1 protein-coding gene (running past one end of the window) is annotated in these 25,286 nt (G+C 72.6%); it reads right to left on the reverse strand.

Annotated elements, in window-relative coordinates:
* Positions 1 to 25,286 carry part of the coding region annotated (locus K8612_RS37790; RefSeq protein WP_223765787.1) for a non-ribosomal peptide synthase/polyketide synthase on the reverse strand (this coding region is incomplete at both ends). Its footprint extends 6,627 nt past the window's final position, so 25,286 of the 31,913 annotated nt are shown.

Genomic DNA, 25,286 nt, shown 5'->3' on the forward strand with positions numbered 1-25,286 from the left:
AGCCGCGCCTCCGGTGAGGGCAGCGCCTTGCGGTCCACCTTGCCGTTGGGCGTCAGTGGCAGGGAGGGCAGGGTGACAAAGGCGGACGGCACCATGTACTCCGGCAGGTGCCGGCGCAGGTGCTCGCGCAGTCCTTCCGTGTCGCCGTCCGTCACCACATAGGCCACGAGCCTCGCGTCGCCCGGTGCGTCCTCTCGCAGCAGGGCCACTGCGTCACTGACGCCCGCATGGGTGCGCAGCGTGGTCTCGATTTCGCCCAGCTCGATGCGGTAGCCGCGCAGCTTCACCTGGAAGTCCAGGCGGCCCATGAACTCCAGCGTGCCGTCCGGCCTCCAGCGGCCCCGGTCTCCCGTGCGGTAGAGCCGCGCGCCGGGCTCCGCGCTGAAGGGGTCTGGCATGAAGCGCTCGGCCGTCAGGTCAGGCCGGCCCAGGTAGCCGCGCGTGACGCTCTCGCCGGAGAAGCACAGCTCTCCCGGCGTGCCGATGGGCACCAGGCGCTGCCTCGCGTCCAGCACGTACGCGTTCAGGTTCGCCACGGGCCGGCCGATGAAGGGCTCCGTGCGGGAGCTTCCCTGGAGGGTGACGCCCGCCGTGCAGACCGTGCACTCCGTGGGGCCGTAGCCGTTGAAGACGCGCGTGCGGTCCGTCGCGGCCAGCTTCCTCCACGCCTCCGCGTCCAGGGCGTCGCCGCCCATCATCACGAGGGGCGGCACCCAGGCCCGCTCCAGCATCCCGGCCGCCAGCAGCGGCTTGAGCTGCGCGGGCGTGCAGTCGAACGAGTCGATGCGGTGCTGCTCCAGCCACGCGAGCATCGCCTCCGGGTCCACGCGCAGCGCGTCCGGGACGATGTGGAGGCAGTGCCCGTCGATGAGCTGCACCACGCGGTCCATCACCGCGTCGAAGTACAGCGGCGCGTTGACGCTGACGCGCTGCCCCTTGGGCTGGCCCGCGTAGAACGCGCGGAGGAAGGCCCGGTGCATGTTGAGGATGGTGCGGTGTTGCACCATCACGCCCTTGGGCGTGCCCGTGGACCCGGACGTGTACAGCACGTACGCCAGGTGCTCCGGGCCCGTCAGGGTGGGCAGGGGCTCGTGGGAGAGGGCGCCCAGGCCGGTCTGCTCCACGTCCAGCCAGACCTCCTGAACTCCGGAGGGGCTCCAGTCTCCACACGCGGCCTCGGTCGTGATGAGCACGGCCGAGGCGCTATCCTTCAGCACGAAGTCCCTGCGCGCGGGCGGGGCGCCAGGGTCCAACGGGACGAAGGCGCCACCGGCCTTGAGCACCGCGAGGAGCGCCACGAGGGTCTCCACCGAACGCTCCAGGCACAGCGCCACCCGAACCTCAGGCCCCACTCCCATGGAGCGCAGCCGCCACGCGAGCTGGTTCGCCCGCGTGTCGAGCTGCCGGTACGTCAGCGCCGTCTCCTCGAACACGACAGCGGGGGCATCCGGCGTACGCGCCACCTGCCTCTCGATGAGGCCGTGCAGCGTGGCGTCCCGTTCGAAGTCCACCAGTTCGCCGCTGCCCATGCGCACCAGCCGCACCAGTTCCTCGGGCGAGACGAGCGACACGTCCGCCAGCGGCAGGTCCGGCGCGTCGCACACGGCCTCCAGCAGCCGGCGCAGGTGCGCGGCGAACCGCTCGATGGTGCCCGCGTCGTACAACTCCGCGGCGTAATGGAAGCGGCCCTCGTAGCCGTCGCGGGTCCGATTCAGGTCCAGAGCCAGTTCGAACTGCGTGGGGCCGCCACCGTCTAAGGGGGCCGGGCCCACGGCGAGACCGGGCACCGCCAGCTCCGGTACGGGCGCGTTCTGGAGCGCGAACATTGCTTGGAACAGCGGCGTGCGGCCCAGGTCACGCTCGGGCTGGAGCGCTTCCACCAGGTGCTCGAAGGGGATGTCCTGGTGCTCGTACGCGCCCAGCGTGGTGGCGCGCACCTGGGCCAACAGCTCGCGGAACGTCGTCCGCGCGCTGAAGCGTCCACGCAGCACCAGCATGTTCACGAAGAAGCCGATGAGGCCCTCCGTCTCCGCGTGCCGGCGGTTCGCGATGGGCGAGCCCACCAGCACGTCGTCCTGCCCGGAGACACGTGAGAGCACGGCCTGGAACGCCGCAAGGAGGGCCATGAAGGGCGTGGCGCCTTCGGCCTGCGCCAGCGCGTCCACGCGCTCGCTCAGGGCGCGCGGCAGCGTCACCCGGACCAGGCCGCCTCGCTGCGTGGAGGTGGCGGTCCTGGGGCGGTCCGTGGGCACGTCCAGGACGAAGGGGGCACCGGACAACTGGTGCTTCCACCACTCGACCTGCGCTTGCAGCACGCCGCCCTGGAGCCAACCGCGCTGCCACACGGCGAAGTCCGCGTACTGCACCGGCAGCGGGGGCAGGGCGCCGGAACGGCCCGCGCGCCGGGCTTCGTAGAGGGCCGTGAGCTCCCGCACGAGGACGCCCAGCGACCAGCCGTCGGACACGATGTGGTGCAGATGCAGCACCAGCACGTGCTCGCTGGCATCCAGCTTCATGAGCAGCGCGCGGATCACCGGCCCGCGCGTCAGGTCGAACGGGCGCAGCGTCTCCGCGTGGCCCAGGCGTTGGGCTTCGGCCTGCCTCGCGGCGCGGCTGCCCAGGCCCGTCAGGTCCACCGTCTCCAGGGGAACGTGGCCCTCCGGGTGGATGTCCTGCACGGGGCGGCCGTTCTCCATGCGGAACGTGGTCCGCAGGGCTTCATGCCGCGCCATCAGCGCGTCCAGGCTCGCGCGCAGCGCTTCCACGTCCAGCTCGCCGGTGAGGCTCAGCGCCAGCGGCATGTTGTAGAGCGGGCTGCCCGGCTCCAACTGGTCGATGAACCACAACCGCTGCTGCGCGAACGACAGCGGCGGCGCGGACGTGCGCTCCACCCGGACCAGCGGTGGCGCCTGCGTGCGGCGCGCGTCCACCAACCGCTCCGCCAGCGAGGCCACCGTGGGCGAACGGAACAGCTCGCCCAGCGGCAGCTCCACACCCAGCGTTGAGCGAATGCGCGACACCACCTGGGTGGCCAGCAGCGAGTGCCCACCCAGCTCGAAGAAGTCGCCGTGGATGTCCACCACGTCCAGGTGCAGCACCTCCGCCCAGATGTCCGCGAGCACCTTCTCCTGTTCGCTCCGAGGCGCGGCAGTGGCGCCGTCCGCGACACGGGCCTGGGGCGCGGGCAGGGCCTTGCGGTCCACCTTGCCGTTGGCGCTCAGCGGCAGCTTGGGCAGCACCACGATGGCCGCCGGCACCATGTAGTCCGGCAACTGCCTCTGCACGGCCGCTCGCAGCGCCGCCGTGTCCACGCCTTCGTCGCTCACGACGTAGGCGACGAGGCGCTTATCGCCGGGCACGTCCTCTCGCACCACCACCACCGCCTCCTGGACTTCGGGCGACTGGCGCAGCACGGCTTCAATCTCGCCCGGCTCCACGCGGAAGCCTCGCAGCTTCACCTGGAAGTCCGCGCGGCCCAGGAACTCCAGCGTCCCATCTTGCAGCCAGCGCACGCGGTCGCCCGTGTCGTAGAGGCGCGCTCCCGGCTCAGTGGCGAAGGGGTGGGGGATGAAGCGCTCGGCCGTGAGGTCCGGGCGCTGGAGGTAGCCCCAGGCCAGACCGTCCCCGCCCACGTACAGCGTTCCCGGTACGCCCGGCGGCACGGGCTGGAGCGCCGCGTTCAGCACCCACACCGTGGAGTTCGACACCGGCCGGCCGATGGGCACCGAGCGGCCCACAGTGTCTTCGGCGCGCAACGTGTGCGTCGCGGAGAACGTCGTGTTCTCCGTGGGGCCGTAGCCGTTGACCAGCACGGCGCCAGGCGGCAGCCGCTTGAGGTGTTCGCGCACGCGCTCCACGGGCAACACGTCGCCGCCCGCCAGCACCTGCTTCACCCGCTCCAGCGCTTCGCCCTGGTGCAGCACCATCTGCTCGAAGAGGGCCGCGGTGAGCCACAGCGTGGTCACGCCCTCGCGCCGCAGCAGTGCTCCCGTCTCCTCCAGTGACAGGGCCTTGGGCGGTGCCAGCACCAGCGTCGCGCCGTTGAGCAGCGCGCCCCAGACCTCCAGCGTGGACGCGTCGAACGCGATGGGCGCCAGGTGGAGGAAGACCTCCTCGGACCCGAAGTGGATGAAGTCCGCGCCTCGCACCAGGCGCGTGATGCCCCGGTGCGGGACGCTGACGCCCTTGGGCCGGCCGGTGCTACCCGACGTGAACATCACGTAGGCCAGCGTGTCGGAGGGCACGGTCAGGTCCAGTGGCGTCTCAGGATGCCTCGCGATCTGGGCTCCGTCCGCGTCCAGCAGGACCTGGAGGTCCGCCACCTGGGGCAGCTCATCCGCGAGGGCCTCCTGTGTGACGATCACGCTGACGCTGGCCGCCTGGAGCATCCAGGTGATGCGCTCCGCGGGGGCCTTCGCGTCCACCGGCACGTAGGCCGCGCCGGCCTTGAGGATGCCCAGCAGGCCGGTGACGAGATCGAACGACCGCTCCAGGCACAGGCCCACCCGGTGGCCGGGCCGCACGCCCTGGCGCCGCAGGTGGTGCGCGAGCTGGTTCGACGCTCGCTCCAGCGCCGCGTACGTGAGCGTCTCCCCGCCGGCCTTCAGCGCGATGGCGTCCGGCGTCCTCGCGGCCTGCTCCGCGAAGAGGGCCCCCACGGACGCGTCGCGCGGGTAGTCCCGGGCGGTGTCGTTCCACCCGAGGAGCAGCCGCTGCCGCTCCGCGTCCGTGAGCCAGGGCAACTGCCCCAGCCGCGTGTCCGGCGCTCGGACGGCGGCCTCCATCAGCACGCGGAGGTGCTCCGCCATGCCGGCCGCGGTGGCCGGTTCGAAGAGGTCCTGGTTGAAGACGATCCCACCTGCGAAGCCGTCCGGCGTGCGCGTCATCAGCCACTGGAGGTCGAAGAGGATGACCTCCGGGTTGGCCTCCAGCGGGCGCAGCGTCAGCCCTGGCAGGGACAGCTCCGGCAGGGGCGCGTTCTGGAGCGTGAAGGTCACCTGGAACAGCGGCGTGCGGCCCAGGTCGCGCTGCGGGTGGAGCACCTCCACCAGCTTCTCGAACGGCAGGTCCTGGTGCTCGTACGCGCCCAGCGTGGTGGCGCGGACCTGCTCCAGCAGCTCACGGAAGCGGAGCGTGTCGCGGACCCGTGTGCGCAGCACCACCGTGTTCGCGAAGTAGCCGATGAGGTCCTCCGCCTCCGCGTGACGGCGGCCCGCGATGGGCGACCCCACGAGCACGTCCTCCTGACCCGCGTACCGGTGCAGCAGCAGTTGGAAGCCCGCGAGCAGCACCATGAAGGGCGTGGTGGAGGTCTGCTTCGCCAGTGACTCCAGCGCCTCGCCCAGCTCGCGCGGCAGGGTCATGGGCTGCACGCCGGCCCGGAAGGACTGGCGCGCCGGACGCGGGTGGTCCGTGGGCAGCTCCAGGTAGGGCCCGGCGCCTTCCAACTGCCCGCGCCAGTACGCCACCTGCGACTCCAGCACGTCGCCCTGGAGCCAGCCGCGCTGCCAGAGCGCGTGGTCGGCGGCCTGCACCGGCAGCTCCGGCAGCGGCGACGGTTGCTCGGCCGCGAACGCCGCGTAGAGCGCGCCCATCTCGCGCACCAGCACGCCCGTGGACCAGCCGTCGGAGATGATGTGGTGCGTGTTGAGCAGCAGCCGGTGCTTCGTGGGGCCGAGCTTCATCAGGAGCCCTCGGAACAGCGGGCCCTGCTCCAGGTCGAATGGCGTGCGGGCCTCCTCCAGCGCCAGCCTCGACGCCTCCGCCTCGCGCTCCTCGTGCGTCGGCAGCGCGGACAGGTCCACGTGCCGCAGGGGCATGGGGAAGGGCGGATGGATGACCTGGGACGGTGTGCCCTCGTGCGAACGGAAGGTCGTGCGCAGCGCTTCGTGGCGGCGCACCAGCTCGTCGAACGCGGCCAGCATCACGATGATGTCCAGCGTGCCTTCCAGCTCCAGCAGGCTCGGGAGGCTGTAGGCGTTGCCCGCCGTGCCCAGTTGTTCGATGAACCAGAGCCGCTGCTGCGCGAACGACAGGGGCAGCACGTCCGGCCGCTCCGCGCGGACCAGCGGCGGCAGGGCGGACGTGGGGGCCTCCGGGGTCTCGGGCTTCCGGAGCGCGTCGATGCGCTCGGCCAGCGCCGCGACCGTGGGCCCTTCCAGCAGGGCTCGCAGGGGCAGCTCCACGCCGAAGTGCTTGCGCACTCGCGACACCAACTGCGTGGCCAGCAGCGAGTGGCCGCCCAGCTCGAAGAAGCCGTCGTGGCGGCCCACGGCGGGGACGCGCAGCACTTCGATCCACAGCGGGATCAGCGCCGCCTCGGTGGGCGTCGCGGGCGGTTCGATGACGCGCTCCGTGGCGGGCGCGGCCTCCGGTGCTGGCAGCGCCTTGCGGTCCACCTTCCCGTTGGACGTCAGCGGCAGGGCGTCCAGCGCGATGTACAGGGTGGGCACCATGTACTCCGGCAGGTGACGGAGCAGGTGCTCGCGCAGGGGCGATGTGTCCACCTGGGGCGCGACGTACGCCACGAGCCGGTCGTCGTGCACCTGCACCACCGCGTCCCGGATGCCCGCGTGTGCGCGCAGCGTGGCTTCGATCTCCCCCAGCTCGATGCGGTTGCCGCGCAGCTTCACCTGGAAGTCCAGGCGGCCCATGAAGTCGAGCGTGCCGTCCTCGCGCCAGCGGGCCTTGTCACCCGTGCGGTAGAGGCGCGCGCCGGGTTCCGTGCTGAAGGGATCCGGCAGGAAGCGCTCGGCCGTGAGTTCGGGCTGGCCCAGGTAGCCTCGCGTGACGCCTTCACCGGAGAGGCACAGCTCGCCCGGCGTTCCGATGGGCGCCAGACGCAAGCTCGCGTCGAGCACGTACGCACGCAGGTTGGTCACCGGCCTGCCGATGACGGGCAACGGCTGGGACGCGCCCTGGATGGCGATGGTCGTCGCGTCCACGGTGACCTCCGTGGGGCCATAGCCGTTGTAGGCACGCGTGCGCTTCGTCGCGGCGAGCTGCCGCCACGTCACCTCGTCCATCGCCTCGCCGCCGATGGAGAAGCGACCGGGGACGTGGGCGCGCTCCAGCATCCCCGCGGACAGCAGGAGCTTGAGCTGCGACGGCGTGCAGTCGAACACGTCGATGCGCTGACGCTCCATCCACCCGAGCAGGGCCTCCGGCTCCAGGCGCACGTCCTCGGGCACGATGAACAGGCAGTGGCCGTCCAGCAGTTGGATCACCTGTTCGATGGACGCGTCGAAGTGCAGCGGCGCGTTCACGGTGATGCGCTGAGCGCGCGGCAGCGACTCGTAGATGCTCCGCGTCATCGCCTGATGCAGGTGGAGCACCGAGCGGTGTTGCACCATCACGCCCTTGGGCGCGCCCGTGGAGCCCGACGTGTAGATGACGTAGGCCAGGTTCGCCGGCCCCGCCGCCGGCGGCGGGTTCTCTGCAAACCTGTCCGACTGTCCGACAGGTTTTGCGTCCAGCCGCACCCGGTGGGGCACCTCCGGGTCCCATGCTTCTTGCAGGGCCCGCGTCGTCACCAGCACGGACGCGCCACTGTCCTTGAGGACAAACGACTTGCGCGCGGCCGGTGCCCTGGGGTCCAGCGGCACGAAGGCGCCTCCGGCCTTGAGCACGGCCAGGAGCGCGACGACGGCCTCCGCGGACCGCTCCAGGCACAGGCCCACCGTGACCTCCGGGCCCACGCCCAGCGACCGCAGGTGCCACGCGATCTGGTTGGCCCTCGTGTTGAGCTGCTGGAAGGACAGCGTCGTCTCCTCGAACACCACGGCGTCCGCGTCCGGCGTCTCGGCGGCCTGCCGCTCGAAGCGACCGTGCACCGTGGCCTCGCGCTCGAAGTCCACGACGTCGCCCAGGCCTGCTCGCAGCAGCCACGCGCGGTCTTCGACCGGCAGGAGGGACACGCCGGACAGCCGGGCTCCGGGCCGGATCAGCTCCTCCAGCGCCTGGCGCCACTGGCCGAGGAGCCGCTGGATTGCCTCGGTGGTGAAGCGGTGGGAGTCGTGGGTCAGGTGGAGCAGGAGCTTCGGGGCTGGCATCACGGTGGCCAGCAGCGGGTAGTTCGTGGACTCGCCGATGCTCAGGTCCCGCACGTCGAGCGCCGTGGAGCGCCGCAGCAGGGACTCGTCGAGGGGGTAGTTCTCGAAGACGAGCAGCGACTGGAAGAGCGGCGTGCCTCGCGGCAGGTCGCTCCACCCCTGGGCGCTGACGAGCGGGGTGTGCTGGTGCTGCAGGATGCCCAACTGCTGGGCCTGGAGCGCCTGGAGCCAGGGCAGCACGGGCGCGGATTCATCCGGCAGCACGACGCGGACCGGCAGCGTCGTGATGAGCATGCCCAGCATGGCTTCCGAACCCGGGAGCTCCGGAGGACGGCCCGCGAGCGTGGTGCCGAAGAGGACGTCTCGCGTGTCCGCGTGGCGCGCGAGCACCCGTGCCCAGGCCGCCTGCGCCAACGTGTTGAGCGTCAGTTGGTGCCGGCGCGCGAACGTCTGCAACTCCGCGGTGCGCTCCTCCGAAAGCTCCAGCCGCGTCTCCACCGGGCGGCCCGCGCCGGCCGGTCTGGCCACCGGGGGAAGCTCTCCGGGCAGCGGCGTGGGGGTGGACAGCCCCGCGAGCTGTCCGCGCCAGAAGGCCTCGTCGCCCGCGGGGTCCGCCTTGCGCAGCCACGCGATGTAGTCGCGGAACGAGGCTCGCGTCGCGGGCGGCAGCGAGGTGCCGGTGCGGAACGCGTCATAGAGCGCGAAGACCTCCTGGAAGAACAGCCCGGTGCTCCAGCCGTCCAGCAGCAGGTGGTGATGGCTCCAGATGAAGCGCCAGTGCTGGTCCGCCAGCCGCACCGCGGTCACGCGCATCAGCGGCGCCCGCGCGAGGTCGAAGCCCCTCGCCCGATCCTCCTCCGCCAACCGCTCCAGACCGGCCCGCTGCTCCGCCTCGGACAGGTGGCGCCAGTCGTGCTCCTCGAAGGGCAGGACCGCCTGCGCGTGGACGGCCTGGAGCGGAGCGTCCAGTCCCTCCCAGACGAAGGCGGTGCGCAGCACGGCGTTGCGGTCGATCACCGCCTGCCACGTCCCGCGGAACAACCCGAGGTCCACGGCCGAGTGGATCGACCAGGCGCTCTGCGTGAAGTACACGCCGTCCGCCGGGGCATGCAGCGCGTGGAAGAGCATGCCCTGCTGCACCGGTGAGAGCGGGTAGAGGTCCTCGACCGTGGGGCCCTGCGCGGCGAGCAGCGCGTCCAGCGAGGCCTGGGACAGCCGGGCCAGCGGGAAGTCGCCGGGCGTCCTGCGGCGGGCGTCGTCGGAGTGACGCTGGGTGATGAGCGCGCGCAGGGCTCGCGTGAAGGCCTGGGCCAGGGACTCGATGGTGGCGGTGTGGTGCCACTCGTCGCTGAAGCCGAAGTCCATGCGCAGCCGGCCGTCCACCACGAAGCCGTCCACGGCCAGCAGGTGCGCTCGCAGGGCCTGGGGCGCCACCGTCGCGCCGGTGGCTTCCTGGCCCAGGGCGAAGAGGGTGCTGGCGCCAGTCGAACCGTCGAGCTGCCCCAGGTAGTTGAAGACCACCTGCGCGGGTGGCAGGGCCGCGAGCTGCGCACGGACCTCGGGCGGCCCCATGAAGCGCAGCAGGCCGAAGCCGATGCCGTGGTCGGGCCACTCGCTCAGCGAGTCGCGCACCGCGCGCAGGCAGTCCCCGGCGGATCCGCTCGCGGGCAGTTGGAACAGGGCCGGCGTGAGCGACGTGAACCATCCCACGGTGCGGGACACGTCCGCGTCCGCGAAGAGCTCCTCGCGACCATGGCCCTCCAGGTCGATGAGCAGGCGCGACTGGCCCGTCCATTCGCGCAGGGCCAGGGCCAGGGCGGTCAACAGCACGTCGTTGATCCGCGCCCGCCAGGCCCCTGGCGTCTCCTGGAGCAGCAGCCGGGTCTCCTCCGTTTCCAGTCGCACGGAGACGGTGCGGTGCGAGCCCGCGGTGCCGGGCCCGGCGCCATCGGTGGGCAGCGGTGTCACGTCCCTCCGGGCCTCGTCGAGCCAGAGCGACGTCTGGGCATGCAGGGCGTCGGAGAGGGCGTGGGCTTCCAGCCTGCGGGCCCAGGCCAGGAACGAGGTCGTCTTGGCGGGGAGCGCGGGAGGCTGGCCCGCTCGCAGCCGCAGGTACGTGGCCTCCAGGTCTTCGACGAGGACGCGCCAGGACACGGCGTCCACCACCAGGTGGTGGAGGATCAACAGCAGGCGCTGCTCCTGCCCGGCGCCGAAGTGGAAGAGGGCGGCGCGCACCAGGGGTGGCTGGGTCAGGTCGAACGAAGCCTGGAGGCGCTGGGCCTCTTCTTCCAGCCGTGCCGCTCGCAGTCCGGCGGGCAGGGGGGACAGGTCCACCTGGAGCAGGGAGACCCGGGCAGCCTCGGGCGCGGCATCCTGCTGACGCCAGGCGCCCCCGTCATCGCGCACGAAGCGCATGCGCAGGGCGTCGTGGTGCAGCACCAGCGCCTGGAGCGCTTGTTCCAGTTGCGCCGCCATCAACGGCTGACGCGCCTGGAGCAGCAGCACCTGGTTGAAGTGGTGCGCGTGCGTGGGGTCGCGCTCCAGCAGGTTGCGCTGGATGGGCGTAAGCGGCACCTCGCCCACGACGGGTCCCTGTTCCGCGGGGCGGACCTCGCTCACTCGGGCCACTGACGCGAGCGCTGCCAGGGTGGGGTGCTGGAACAGGTCGCGGACGAACAACGTCACGCCGGCCTGCCGGGCCCTCGCGACGGCCTGGAGGCTGATGATGGAGTCGCCGCCCAGCTCGAAGAAGTTGTCATCCAGCCCCACGCGGTCGACGCGCAGCACCTGGGCCAGGACCGTCGCGAGCGTGCGCTCCAGCTCCGTTCGCGGCGCGACGTACTCCCGCTTCGAGGTGCGGCGGGCCTCCGGCGCGGGCAGGGCCTTGCGGTCCACCTTGCCGCTGGAGGTCAGCGGCAGGGCCGGCAGCGGGATGAAGGCGGAGGGCACCATGTACTCCGGCAGCCGCTGCCGCAGGAACGACTGGAGCGAGGCCAGGTCCAGGTCCGCGCCGGAGACCACGTAGGCCACGAGGCGCCGCGTGCCGGGTGCGTCCTCGCGCACCATGGCCACGGTGTCCCGCACCTCCGGGTGGGAGCGCAGCGCGGCCTCGATGTCTCCGAGCTCGATGCGGAAGCCTCGGAGCTTCACCTGGAAGTCCGCGCGGCCCAGATACTCCAGCGTTCCGTCGGTGCGCCACCGGGCGATGTCTCCCGTGCGGTACAGGCGGGCGCCGGGCGTGGTGCTGAAGGCGTCGGGGACGAAGCGCTCGGCGGTGAGTGCGGGACGGCGCCAGTAGCCCCGGCCCACCTGGACGCCGCCGATGAACAGCTCGCCCGGGATGCCTGGGGGCACCGGGTTGCCGTGACGATCCAGGACGTACAGCTTCGTGTTGGCCACGGGCCGTCCGATGGGGACGACTTGAAGGACGGCCTCGTCGCGCGGGCACTCCCAGGACGTCACGTCCACGGCGGCCTCGGTGGGGCCGTAGAGGTTGTGCAGCGTGGTGTGCGGCATCCGAGCGTGGGCGCGGAGCACCAGGTCCGCGGGCAGGGCTTCGCCGCTGCACATCACCTGACGCAGCCGCGTCAGGGACTCCAGGCCGGGCTCCTCCACGAAGGCGCGCAGCATGGACGGCACGAAGTGCACCGTCGTCACGCCCTCGCGCGCCATCAGGGCCACCAGGTAGTCCGGCTCCTGGTGGCCGCCGGGCCTCGCGAGTACCAGCCGCGCGCCCGTCATCAGGGGCCAGAAGAACTCCCACACGGACACGTCGAAGCTGAACGGCGTCTTCTGAAGCACCGTGTCGGAAGGCGTCAGGCCGTAGCGCCCCTGCATCCAGCGCAGACGGTTGACGACGCCCGCGTGCGCGTTCATCGCGCCCTTGGGGCGGCCGGTGCTTCCGGACGTGAAGATGACGTAGGCGAGCGAGTCCTCACCGGCGAGCGACATGGGACGGTCCGTGGGCTCACGCGCGATGGCCTCCCACTGGCTGTCGAGCGCGACGACGTGCGCGGCCTGCGGAGTCAGCGTGGCGCGGAAACGCTCCTGGATGAGGAGCACTGGCGCTGCGGTGTCCTCCAGCATCCCGGCGAGCCGCTCCGAGGGCGTGGCCGGGTCCAGCGGGACGTAGGCCGCGCCGGACTTCAGGACGCCCAGGAGGGCGACCACCAGCTCCAGCGAGCGCTCCATGCAGACGCCCACCAGGGTCTCCGGACCGACGCCGCGCGCACGCAGGTGGTGCGCGAGCTGGTTGGCCCGGACTTCGAGCTGCGCGTACGTCAGGCGCTGGTCCTCGAACTGGAGCGCGATGGCTTCGGGCGTGCGTTCGGCCTGGGCTTCGAAGAGGTGATGGAGCGTGGCGCCTCGCGGGGAGTCCACGCGAGTGTCGTTCCAGCCGCGCAGCACCTGTTCACGCTCGGCTGGCGTGAGCAGTGGCAGCGTCGCTAGCGGCGCTTCCGGTGCCGCGACGATCTCCCTCGCGAGCCCCACCAGGTGCTCCGCCATCCGCGCGACGGTGGCCTCGTCGAAGAGGGCGGTGGCGTACTCCAGGCGGCAGTTGATGTCCGTGCGGCTCTCGAAGACCTCCAGGGTCAGGTCGAACTTCGCCGTGTCGGTGGGCACCTCCACGGGGCTCAACTCCAGCGACGGCAGCGTGGCCCGGGCCTCCGGCGTGTTGACGACGTTGAGGCTCACCTGGAAGACCGGTGTGCGGCTCAGGTCGCGCGGCAGGTCCAGCGTGTCCAGCACCCGCTCGAAGGGCGCGTCCTGCCGCGCGTAGGACTCCAGGGCCTGGGTTCGCACGCGGCCCAGGAGTTCCACGAACGACGGCGCTCCCTCCAGCTTCGTGCGGAAGGGCAGGGTGTTGAGGAAGCACCCCATCAGCCACTCCACCTCCGGCCGGGTGCGGCCCGCGATGGGCGTGCCCACCACGAAGTCCTCCTGGCCCGAGTAGCGCGACAGCAGCGTCTGGAAGAGCGCCATCATCACCATGAACGGCGTGGTGCCGTGCTTGCGGCCCAGCGCCAGCAGCGGCGCGGATACATCCACCGGGAACGCGAAGCGGTGCTGCGCGCCCGCGAAGGACTGGAGCGCGGGGCGCGGCCGGTCCGTGGGGAGCTCCAGCGCCGGAGCTCCGGCCAACTGCTGCTTCCACCACGCGAGCTGCGCCTCCATCACGCCGCCGTCCAACCAGTCGCGCTGCCACACGGCGTAGTCCGCGTACTGAACCGGCAGCGGAGGCAGGGGCGACGGCTGCCCTTGCGTCGCCGCCGCGTAGAACACCGTCAGCTCGCGGGCGACCACCATGTTGCACCACGCGTCGGATACCGCGTGGTGGAGCACCAGCGACAGCACGTGGACGCGGGGCTCCAGGCGCAGGAGCGTCGCGCGGATCACCTCCTGCTCCAGGTCGAACGGGACGCGAGCCTGGGCCCGGCACTGGCTCGACACCTCCGCCTCACGGGCTTCAGGTGAACCCCCGGGCACGTCCAGCACCGTCAGGGGCAGCCCCCGCGCCGGGTGGATGCGCTGCACGGCGAGGTCGCCCTCCAGCGCGTACGTGGTGCGGAGCACTTCGTGCCGGGCCACCAACGCGTCCAACGCGTCCTGGAGCGCCGCGACGTCCAGCTCTCCGACGAGCCGGAAGGTGGAGGCGTTGTTGTACGCGCCGCTCTGGGGCTCCAGTTGCTGGAGGTACCAGAGCCGCTGCTGCGCGAAGGACAGAGGCAACGGCCGGTCCCTGCGCGCGAGCGGAATGGGCGGCGGCCCACCCGAGGGCGCTACGTGGACGCGCGCGATCGCGGCGGGATGCGTCGAACCGCCCGATGGCTCGGCGGGGACGGGCACGTTCGCAGCGGGGACGCGCGTTGTCGCGGCGGGATGCGTCGAACCGCCCGATGGCTCGGCGGGGATGGGCGCGATCGCGGAGGGGTGTATCGGCCCGCCTGCGGGCGCGACGTGGCGCGGCGGCTCCTCGCGAGGACGCGCCACGGGCGGAGGCGGCAGGCGCTGCGTCACCGGATCCACGCTTCCATCCGCTCGCAGGCGCGCGAAGCGCCCGGTGCGGTACAGCCTCGCGGACGGCTCCGTCGGATGCGGCACCAGGCGCGGGCGGTCCTCGGCTCCGGCCTTCCACAGGCTTGCGGGGAGCCCGGCTCCCGCCAGGGCCAGCTCGCCCACCACGCCCGTGGGCACGGGCTGTCCGGCCGTGTCCAGCACCCATGCCTGGAGTTGCGCCGGCACGCGCTCACCAGGGACTCGCGGCAGGAGCGCGTCTTCACCCGCGGCGCCAGACAGGAGTACCTCCACGCCCGCGGCGCGCCGCAGCGCCGTGGCCAGCTCCACCGACGCGCCCTCCAACACCAGCGCGCCCACCGAGCCCAGGGACTCGCGCGAGCCGGGCAGTTCCGCCAACGTGCGCGCGATCCGCGCCGAGGCGTGCATCAGCACCGCGCCAGACTGTCGCGCCAGCGCGAGCATCTCCTCCACGCCCTGGCCGCCCTCCACCAGCACCTGCTCCTCTCGCGCGGCGCCTTCCGCGTCCATCCGCTCGCGCACCACGGCCAGCCGGCGCAGGCCCTCCAGCACCACCGGCGTCTCCAGGCCGAAGTCGAGGAGCGCCGCCACCTCGTCCACGTCCGCCTCGCGCACCTCTCGCAGGCGCTTGAGGCCGCTCTCCACCGTGCCGATGAGGCCCGTCGTCTTCGCGTGATGCTCGAACGTGTGCTCCAACAGCGCGTCGATGTCCTCCGGCGACAGCTTGCTGATCTCCCCCTGGTAGCCCTGCGCCATCAGCAGCGACGTGACGATGTCCGCCGAGCTGCGGAAGTACGACAGCAGCGGCTGGCGCACCGTGCGCAGCACCTCCTGCTCGTCCTCGCCCAGGTACGTGTGCAGCATGCACGTGACGTGGCCACGGCCCGGGTGGCCGTTGCGGCGCCACGCGTCGCGGTACAGCGCCACCTTCTGCTTCAGCTCCTCCAGCGAGTGCGACAGCAGACCTGTCAGCACGCCCGCGCCCAGCTCGCCCGCCATGCGGAACGTCTCCGGGTTCACCGTGGCCGTGAGCCACACCGGCAGCTCCTTCTGCACGGGCTTCGGACGCAGCGCCACCTCCACCGTCGCGCCCGCGCCCGCGGGCCGCTTGAAGCGCTCGCCCCGCCACAGCGCGCGCAGCGTGGCCAGCTTCTCCAGGAGGATGTCGCGGCGCCTCTCGAAGTTGCCCGGCGCGAAGATGAAGTCATGCACATGCCAGCCCGTCGCCACGGACAGGCCCACCCGGCCCTGCGACAGGTTGTCCACCACGGACCACTGCTCCGCGATGAGCAGCGGATCATGCAGCGGCAGCACCACGCTGCCGGAGCGCACGTGCAGGTGCTTCGTGACGGCCGCGAGCGCGGCGGCGACCACCGCGGGCTGCGGGTAGAGGCCTCCGAAGGAGTGGAAGTGCCGCTCCGGCGTCCACACCGCGGAGAAGCCGTTCGCGTCCGCGAACTTCGCGCCCTCCATCAACAGCTCGTACTTCGGCCCCTGGAGCGAGTCCTCGTCGTTGGCGAAGTAGATGAGGCTCAGGTCCATCGCCTTCGCGCGAGGCCCGCCGCCGTGCAGGTGCACCAGCCGCGCGGTGACCTGCTCCGGTGGGAACACGACGCGCAGCCCGCGCGTCAGCGCCCACAGCGCCTCCAGCTCCGGCCGGTCCGGGGTGGCCTCGCCCGCGGCCAGCCAGGCGCTGCCGTCCGGAGGCGACAGGCGCGCGTCCAGGCCGGTGAAGAACTCCGCCAGCTCCCGGTGGCCCAGGGCCCACGCGGGCTGCCCCGCGCCCATGGGCAGCAGCCACGCCAGGGCGTCCCCGGAGCTGGGGTCCGCCCGGGTATCCCCAGCGGCTTCGTCAAACGCCAGCGCCTCTTCCACGTACACCACGCGCGAGGCGTCCACGCGGACGGCGGTGACGAGCTCGCGGGAGGTGATGAGCACCGGCACGCGGGTGCCCTCGGGCGCGTAGAGCGGCAGGCCTCCCAGGTCGGAGGGGCCCAGCGCGACGCACGCACCGCCCGCGCTCAGCACGGCCCACAGAGCGGCCAGCTTCTCCGGCGACGCGCGCAGGCTCACGGCCACGGGCGTCCCGTCCTTCACGCCCAGCGCCTTCAGCCTCGAGGCCAGGGTCCGGGCGCTCGCGCCCAACCGGGCCCACGTCCAGTGGGCATTCCCGCGTGACACGGCGATGGCGTCCGCCTGACGCACGCGCCGGTCCTCGAGCTGCGCGGGCACGGACGTGTGGCCGGACACGGTGCGCGGCCGGGGCCAGGCCCGGCGTTCGTCCTCCGTGGCCAGGGGCAGGCGGGAGACCTGCGTGTCGGGCCGGGCCAGGGCCTCGGACAAGAGCACCTGGAGGTGCTCCACCAGCCGCTTCACGGTGCTCGCGTCGAAGAGCTCCGTCGCGTACTCCAGCGCGCCGTGGACCCGGCCGGCGGCCTCGGAGAGCACGAGCGTCAGGTCCGCCAGCGTGGCGCCCCACTGCACGGGCGTGCCGGGCACCTCCACCAGCGAGCCGCGCATGCCGGTGAGCTCCAGCGACATCGCGCCCGCGCCCGCGCCGGAGTGGAAGACAAAGACGGAGTCGGCCATGCGCCCCCGGCCGATGTCCTTGCCGGGGACGAGCGCCTCCACCAGGTACTCGAAGGGCACGTCCGGACGTGACTGGGCGTCCGCCACCTCGTCGCGCACCTGGACGAGCATGTCGCGGAAGGTCGGGTCGCCGGTGAAGCGCGTGCGGAACGCGGCCGAGTGCGCCACGTAGCCGATGAGCGGGAACAGCTCCGGCCGGGTGCGGTTGGCGATGGGCGTGCCGACGACGAGGTCCGTCTGGCCGCTGTAGCGGTGCAGCAGCGTCTGCCACGCCGCGAGCACGAGCATGTAGCCGGTGAAGCCCTCGCGCTTCGCGAAGGCGGTCAGCTCCCGGGCGAGCGCGGGCGGGAAGTCCACCGTCATGCGCGCGGAGGTGAGCGGGCAGTCCTTCGGGCGGGGACGGTCGGTGGGCAGATCCAACTGCCGGGGCATGGCGGCCAGCCGCTGGCGCCAGCCCTGTTCCTGCTCGGGCAGCCGCGATTCGGCGAGGCTCTGGCGCTGCCACGCGCCGAAGTCCGCGTACTGGATGGGCAGCGGGGGCAGAGGGGACGGGCGGCCCTGGAGGAACGCGTCGTAGAGCTCACCCAGCTCCTGGACGAAGAGCGCGACGGAGAGCGTGTCGCAGACGATGTGGTGGATGCAGGCCACCAGCAGGTGCAGGTGCGTGTCCAGGCGGACGAGCGTGGTGCGCAGCACGGGTCCGTTGACGAGGTCGAACGGCTTCGCCGCGTCCTCGCGGGCGAGGCGCAGGGCCTCGGGTTCGCGCGTCTCCACCGGGCCCCGGAGCTCCACGCGCGTGAGCGGGAGGCGCACGTGGGCGTGGAAGCGCTGCACGGGGCGCCCGTCCACGGTGTCATAGGTGGTGCGCAGCGCCTCGTGGCGCTGGACGATCTCCTGGATGCCGCGCTCCAGCACGTCGGCGTTCACTTCGCCTTCGAGCCGCAGCACGAACGGGATGTTGTACGCGGACAGGCCGGGCCGGTGTTGCTCCAGGCGCCAGACGCGCTCCTGCACGAAGGACAGGGCCAGCTCGCCCGTGCGGGGACGGGGCACCAGGGGCAGCTCCGCGGACACGGGGACCTGGGGGGCCTGGAGCAGCAGCGGCTCCACGCGCTGGGCGATGCCCGCGACGGTGGGCGCTTCGAAGAGCGCGGCGAGCGGCAACTGCACGCCGAAGGTGTCGCGCACCTGATTGAGGAGCTGGGCGGCCGTCAGCGAGTTGCCGCCGATCTCCAGGAAGTTGTCGTCGCGGCCGACGAAGTCCAGGCCCAGGCGCTCGCGCCACAGCGCGGCCACCCGCTCCTCGATGTCACCGCGCGGCGCGTCTTCACGGCCCGCGGGAACGGGAGCGGCGGCGACGGCCGTGTGCACGCCGAGCCCCGGCATCAAAGGCCGTGCGGCGGACAGCGAAGTGGGCGCCAGCGGTGCTGGGGCAGCGGCCGTTCCCGCCGGAACGAACGAGGCATCCGCCACTGATGCCTCCGCTGCATGGCCAGCGGTCGCGGCAGGCGTCACGAACGAGCCGGACTGCGGCGCCGGGACAGAGGCCGATGCAGCCGCCTGGAGCTGGGCGGGCAGGGTGCGCGGACGTGGCTCCAGCCAGACGGTCTTCTCCTGGAACGCGTACGTCGGCAGGTGCAGCCGCGTGCGCTGCTCGTGCGCGTAGAACGCGCTCCAGTCCACCATGGCGCCCGCGATCCACAGCTCGCCCAGGGCCTGGAGCCAGCCCTCCTGCTCGGTCGTCGTCCCGCTCCGGCGGAGCGACGCCAGCGCGCGGACACGTCCTCCGTCCTGCCCCAGGTTCGCGCGCACCAGCGGCGTCAGATCCTGGCCGGGCCCCACCTCCAGCAACACACCGCAGCCGTCCTCGAGCAAGGCCCCCACCGCGTCGGTGAAGCGCACCGGCTGCCGCATCTGGTCCGTCCAGTAGCGCGGATCCGCGAGCTGCCCCGGCTGCGCCACCGTGCCCGTGAGGCTGGATACGTACCGCACCACCGGCTCCGACCAGCGCAGCGCGCCCACCACTCGCGCCAGCTCCGGCATCAGCGGCTCCACGTCCGCGGAGTGGAACGCATGCGGCGCGGGCATGCGCACCGCCCCGGCCTTCTGGGCCTTCAGCTCGGCCTCCAGCCGCTCCACGTCCTCCACCGGGCCGGACACCACGCAGCGGTCCGGCGCGTTCACCGCCGCCACCGACAACCGTCCCGACAGCAACGGCCACACGTGGTCCACGGGCAGCGCCACCGCCAGCATCGCGCCCGGCGGCATGCGGTGCATCAACTCCCCGCGCACCACCGCGAGCCGCATCGCGTCCTCCAGGGACAGCGCGCCCGCGACACAGGCCGCCGCGTACTCCCCGAAGCTGTGGCCCATCACCGCGTGCGGCGTCACCCCCAGGTCGCGCCACATCCGCGCCAGCGCCACCTGCACGCTGAACAGCGCGGGCAGCGCCACGCGCGTGTCCGCGAGGCTCGCCTGGGCCTCCACCTCCGCACCGGGCTCGGGCGACAGCAGCGCCTCCACCCGTGCCCGCAGCGGCGCGTCCAGCACCGCGAGGCACGCGTCCAGGTGCTCGCGGAACCGGGGCGACGCCTCCGCCAGCTCGCGGCCCATGCCCACCTGCTGCGTTCCCTGACCGGAGAACACGAACGCCACACGTGGCGCCTTGTTCGGACTCTTCACCGGCACCACCGGCTTCTGGACCTGCCGCGCCAGCTCCTCCGCGTCCTTCACCACGAACGCGCGGCGGAACTCGAAGACCTTCCGGCCCACGGCATGGGTGAACGCCAGGTCCGCCAGGGCCCTCGCGTCCGCTCCCTCCCGGACGTGCGCGTCCAGTTGCCGTGACGCCGCCTCCAACGCCTCCGGCGTGCGCGCGGACAACAGGACGAGATGGTGCGAGCGCGTGGTGGAACCGCTCTGCGGCATGGGGGCTTCCTCGAGGATGGCGTGGGCATTGGTGCCGCCAATGCCGAAGGAGCTGACCGCGGCGAAGCGGGGCGTCTCGCCCCGGGGCCACGACCGCAAGGTGGTGTTGACGAAGAACGGGCCCGCATCGAAGTCGATCTGCGGGTTGGGCTTCTCGAAGTGGAGGCTGGGGGGAATCTCCCCGTGGTGCAGCGACAGCGCGGCCTTCATCAGGCCCGCCAGCCCCGCGACCGTGTCCAGGTGCCCCAGGTTCGTCTTCAGCGACGCCAGCGCGATGCGGCCCCGGTGCTCCGCGCCCAGGCCGTACGCACGCGTCAGCGCCGCCACTTCAATCGGGTCCCCCAGCGGCGTCGCGGTGCCATGGGCCTCCACGTAGCCCACGGCCTCCGGCGCCACGCCCGCGTTCACCAGGGCCTGGGAGATGACGGCCGCCTGTCCCTGCACGCTGGGCGCGGTGAAGCCGGACTTGTTCCGGCCGTCGTTGTTGATGGCCGACCCGCGGATGACCGCGTAGATGGAGTCGCCATCCCGGACGGCATCCTCCAGGCGCTTGAGCACCACCGCGCCGACACCGTTCGCCGCGAGCGTGCCTTGCCCCTTCGCGTCGAACGCGCGGCAGTGCCCGTCCGGGGAGAAGACCATCCCGTCCTGGTACACGTAGCCCGTGCGCTGAGGCACCGACAGCCGCGTCGCCCCCGCGAGCGCCACGTCGGACTGCCGCATCTGGAGGCTCTGGCAGGCCAGGTGCACCGCCACCAGACCCGTGGAGCACGCGGTGTAGAGCAGCGTGCTCTCCCCCCGGAACCCCAGCTTGAAGGACGTCTTCGTCGCCAGGCTCTCGTGCGTCGCCGTGCCGTGCAGCTCCATGAACGACGCGGCGTCCAGCGGCATCGACTCCCGCACCGCGTCCATGTAGCCGCTGTCCGTGGCCCCCGCGTACAGCGAGATGGCCCCGGGGAAGCGGTCCGGATCCAGGCCCGCGTCCTCCAGCGCGGCCCACGCCGTCTGGAGGAACAAGCGCTGCTGGGGATCCGTGAACTGCGCCTCGCGCAGCGACATGTCGAAGAACGCGTGGTCGAACCGCTCCACGCCCTCCAGGACGCCGCCCGCCGGGACGAACGCCGGGTGGTGCCACAGCTCCAACTGCTCCGGCAGCCCGGGCAGGTGCTCCAGCTCCTCCGGCGTGAAGCGGGAGATGGACTCCACGCCGCCGCGCAGGTTGCGCCAGAACTCGGCCACCGACATCGCGCCGGGGAAGCGGCCCGCCATGCCGATGATGGCGATGGCGTGGGACACCCCGGCCTCTGGCGCCACCAGGGGACGGGCAACGGGCGGGGACTCCACCGGGCCCGACTCTCGCTCCAGCCGCTGGACGAGCTCGTGCACGGTGGGGTGTTCGAACAGCCACACCACGGGGACGTCGCGTTGGAGCTCCTCCCTGAGGCGCGCGGCGATCCGCACGACGGACAGCGACGTGCCACCCAGGTCGTCGAAGAGGTGGTCGTGCACGCCCACCCGGTCGGTGCCCAGCTCTCGGGCCCACACGGGGGCCATCCGCTGCTCCAGCGGGTGGGTGGGCTCCACGAAGCGGCCCTTGCGTCCGGTGGTCTCCGCGTCTGGCGCGGGCAGGGCCTTGCGGTCCACCTTGCCGCTGGGATTCAGGGGCAGGGCGGGCAGCATCACGAACACAGACGGGACCATGTACTCCGGCAGCCGCTGCCGCAGGCCCGCGCGCAGCGACGCGGTGTCCAGCGGATGCCCCGCGCGCGGCATCACGTAGGCGACGAGCCGCTTGTCGCCGGGCACGTCCTCGCGCACCACCGCCGCGGACTCCTGCACGGCGGGCAGGTCGCGCAGGGCGGCCTCCACCTCCGCCAGCTCGATGCGGAAGCCGCGCACCTTCACCTGCTGGTCGATGCGGCCCAGGAACTCCAGCGTGCCGTCCGGGCGCCACCGGGCCAGGTCTCCCGTGCGGTACAGCCGCGCGCCCGGCGCCGAGCCCTGCGCGTCCGGAACGAAGCGCTCCGCCGTCAGGTCCGGCCTGGACACGTAGCCCCGCGCCACGCCGTCGCCTCCGAGGAACAGCTCGCCAGGGACGCCCACGGGCACCGGCCGCAGGTGCGCATCCAGCACGTACACCGTCGTGTTCGCCAGCGGCGCACCGATGGGCACCGTCGTGCCCACCTGTTCCGGCCGCTCCACGGTGTACGTCGTGGCGACGACGGAGCACTCGGTGGGGCCGTAGGCGTTGGTGAACGGAAGGCCCAGCGACTCCACGGCCCGGCGTACGTGCGGCGCGGAGACGATGTCACCGCCCGCGTGCAGCTCCCGCAGCCGCCCGAGGAGGTCCGGCCGGTGCTCCATCAACTGCGCGAAGAGTCCGGCGGGCAGGTGCGCGAAGGTGACGCCGTGGCGCTCCACCACCCGCGCGAGCGCGTCCATGTCCCCCGCGGGCGTCCCGGCCGGGAAGATGACGAGCCGGCCTCCGTGCAGCAGCGGGATCCACAGCTCCAGCACGGAGCCGTCGAAGGACACCGGCGCGAAGAGGAGCGACGTGTAGCGCGCGCCATAGCGCGGATAGGGCTCCGCGTGCATGAGCCGCAACAGGCCGCGCTGTTCGATGCCCACGCCCTTCGGACGCCCGCCGCTGCCCGACGTGAAGATGACGTAGGCCAGGTTCCCCGGGCCCACGTCCACGACGGGCGTGGTGACGGGATGGGCGTCGACGGACAGCTCCTCCACGAAGAGGCACGGCAGGGACGCGTCCGACACCTGGAGCCGTTCCCGCAGGGCGGACGTCGTGAGCAGCATCCGGGGCCGCGCGTCCTCCATCATGAGGGCCAGCCGCTGCGCGGGATAGGACGCGTCCAGCGGCACGTACGCGCCGCCCGCCTTGAGGATCCCGAGCACCGTGACCACGAAGCCCACGGAGCGCTCCAGGCACAGCGCCACCGGCACGTCCGGCCCCACACCCCGGGCCCGCAGCTCGTGCGCGAGCTGGTTGGCCCGCGCGTCGAGCTGCGCGTAGGTCAGGCGCTCGTCGCCGGACTCCACCGCGATGGCGTCCGGGTGCAGCGCGGCCTGCACCGCGAACCTCGCCGCGACGGTGCTGTCGGACGGGTAGGGGCGCACGGTGTCGTTCCACGCGCCGAGCACCTGCCGCCGCTCGTCCTCCGTGAGCCAGGGCAGCCGCGACAGGGGAAGGTCGGGCGTGGAGGCCGCGGACTCCAGCAGCACGCGCAGGTGGCCGGCCAGCCGGGCCACGGTGTCGCGATCGAAGAGGTCGGTGCTGTACTCGATGAAGCCGCGCAGGCCCTCGGGCGTCCGCGTGAGCACGAGGCTCAGGTCCATGCGCGCGGTGGCGGGGTCCACGTCCACCGCCCGCATCGTCAGGCCCGGCGCCTCGAACGTTCCTTCCGGCGCGTTCTGGAGCGCGAAGAGGGCCTGGACCAGCGGCGTGCGGCCCAGATCGCGCCGCACCTGGAGTTCCTCCACCAGCTTCTCGAAGGGCAGGTCCTGGTGCTCGTAGGCCGCGAGCGTGGTGTCGCGCACGCGCGCCACGAGTTCCCGGAACGTCTGCTCCGGCGTGACGCGGGCCCGCAGCGCCAGCGTGTTGACGAAGAAGCCGACCAGTCCCTCCACGTCGCGCGAGTCGCGGCCTGCGATGGGCGCGCCGACGAGCAGGTCTTCCTGCCGGCTGTAGCGCGACAGCAGCACCTGCCACACGGCGAGCAGCGCCATGAACGGCGTCGCGCCTTCGCGCCGCGCGAGCGTCTCCAGGCGGTCCGCCAGCTCCGGGGACACGTGCACCGGGAGGAGCGCACCGCGAGGCGAACGCACCGCCGGGCGCGGACGATCCGTGGGCAGATCCAGGACGTGCGGCGCGCCCGCGAGTTGGTCCTTCCACCACGCCAGCTCCGCCGAGAGCACGTCTCCCTGGAGCCTGCCGCGCTGCCACGCCGCGAAGTCGGCGTACTGCACCGGGAGGGCCGGAAGGGCTGGCGCGGTTCCAGACGCGTAGGCCGTGTAGGCGGCGGCCACCTCGCGCACCATCACGCCCACGGACCAGCCGTCGGACACGATGTGATGCATGGCCAGCAGCAGCACGTGGTGCGTGGGCTCGAACCGCAGCAGCCGCGTGCGCAGCAGGGGGCCCGTGCCCAGGTCGAACGGCCGGCCTGACTCCTCCAGGGCCAGCCGCTGCACGGCCTGGTTGCGAGAGTCGGAGGACAGGGCCTCCAGCTCCGTCACCGGCAGGGTCCACTCGGGGGCGGGGTGGATGACCTGGACGGGCTCGCCGTGCTTCAGCGCGAACGTGGTGCGCAGGGCTTCATGGCGCTCCACCATCAGCGCCAGCGCGCGGCGCAGGGCCTCCGCGTCAAGCGCGCCCTCCAACCGCACGGCCCCGAGCAGCACATACGGCGTGGCACCGGGCTGGAGCTGCTCCAGGACCCACAGCCGCTGCTGCGAGAAGGACAACGGCAGGGCGCCCTCGCGCGACACAGGCCGTGGGCCGGAGATGCGCGGCCCTTCGACGCGGAGCAGGAGCTGCTCTTCCACCAGTTCGGTGACGCGGGCCACGGTGGCCGCGGTGAAGAGGCTCCGCAGGGGCACCTCCACCTGGAACGTGGCGCGCAGCCGGGAGAGCAACTGCGTCGCCATCAGCGAGTGTCCACCCAGCGCGAAGAAGTCATCGTGCAGGCCCACGCGCTCCACGCGCAGCACGTCGCGGAACAGGCCGGCGACCCGCCGCTGGAAGGGCGACAGGTGCTCCGGGACGGTGGACCCCGGGGCGGGTGCGGACTGCTCCGGCGCGGGCAGGGCCTTGCGGTCCAGCTTGCCTCCGGGCGTCAGGGGCAGCGCGCGCAGGGCCACGAAGGCGGAGGGCACCAGGTGCGCGGGCAGCCGCTCGGCGAGGAACGCGCGAAGGACGGCCGGTTCCGGCAACGGAGCGCCCGCGACGTAGGCGACGAGCCGCTCGTCGCGCACCACCACCAGCGCCTCACGCACGGACGGGTGCGCGTGCAGCGCGGACTCGATCTCTCCAGGTTCGATGCGGAAGCCGCGCAGCTTCACCTGCGCGTCCATGCGGCCCAGGAAGTCGAGCGTCCCGTCCGCCCGCCAGCGGACCCGGTCGCCCGTGCGGTACAGCCGCGCGCCCGGCACGCCGCTGAAGGCGTCCGGCACGAAGCGCTCCGCGGTGGCAGCGGCCTGGCGGGGATAGCCGCGCCCGACACCGTCGCCGCCGATGAAGAGCTCCCCTGGGACGCCCGGCGCCACGGGCTCGCCGTTCGCGTCCAGCACGTACAGCCGCGCTCGCGCCACGGGCCGGCCAATGGGCAGGACGGTGGCGTCCGCCGCCAGCGCGTCCACGGCGTGGAAGGTCGCGCAGACGGTGGCCTCGGTGGGGCCGTACAGGTTGACGAGCCGCCCCCTTGGTCCCGCCGCCAGCACGTTGCGCACCGCGCGCGGATCCGCCCGGTCGCCTCCGAAGAAGGCGTTGCGCAGGGCCGCCAGGGCGCCGGGTTCGTCGCGCGCCACCTCGTGGAAGAGGGCGGTGGTGAGCAACACGGTGGTGGCGCCCACCTCGCGCAGCTTCCGGGCGAGGGCCGGCGGCGACAGCGTGACGTCCCGGGGAAGGATGATCAGCCGGGCACCGTTGAGCAGCGCGCCCCAGATCTC

The sequence above is a fragment of the Corallococcus sp. AS-1-6 genome (genome assembly GCF_020037015.1).
In the GTDB taxonomy this organism is placed as follows: Bacteria; Myxococcota; Myxococcia; order Myxococcales; family Myxococcaceae; genus Corallococcus.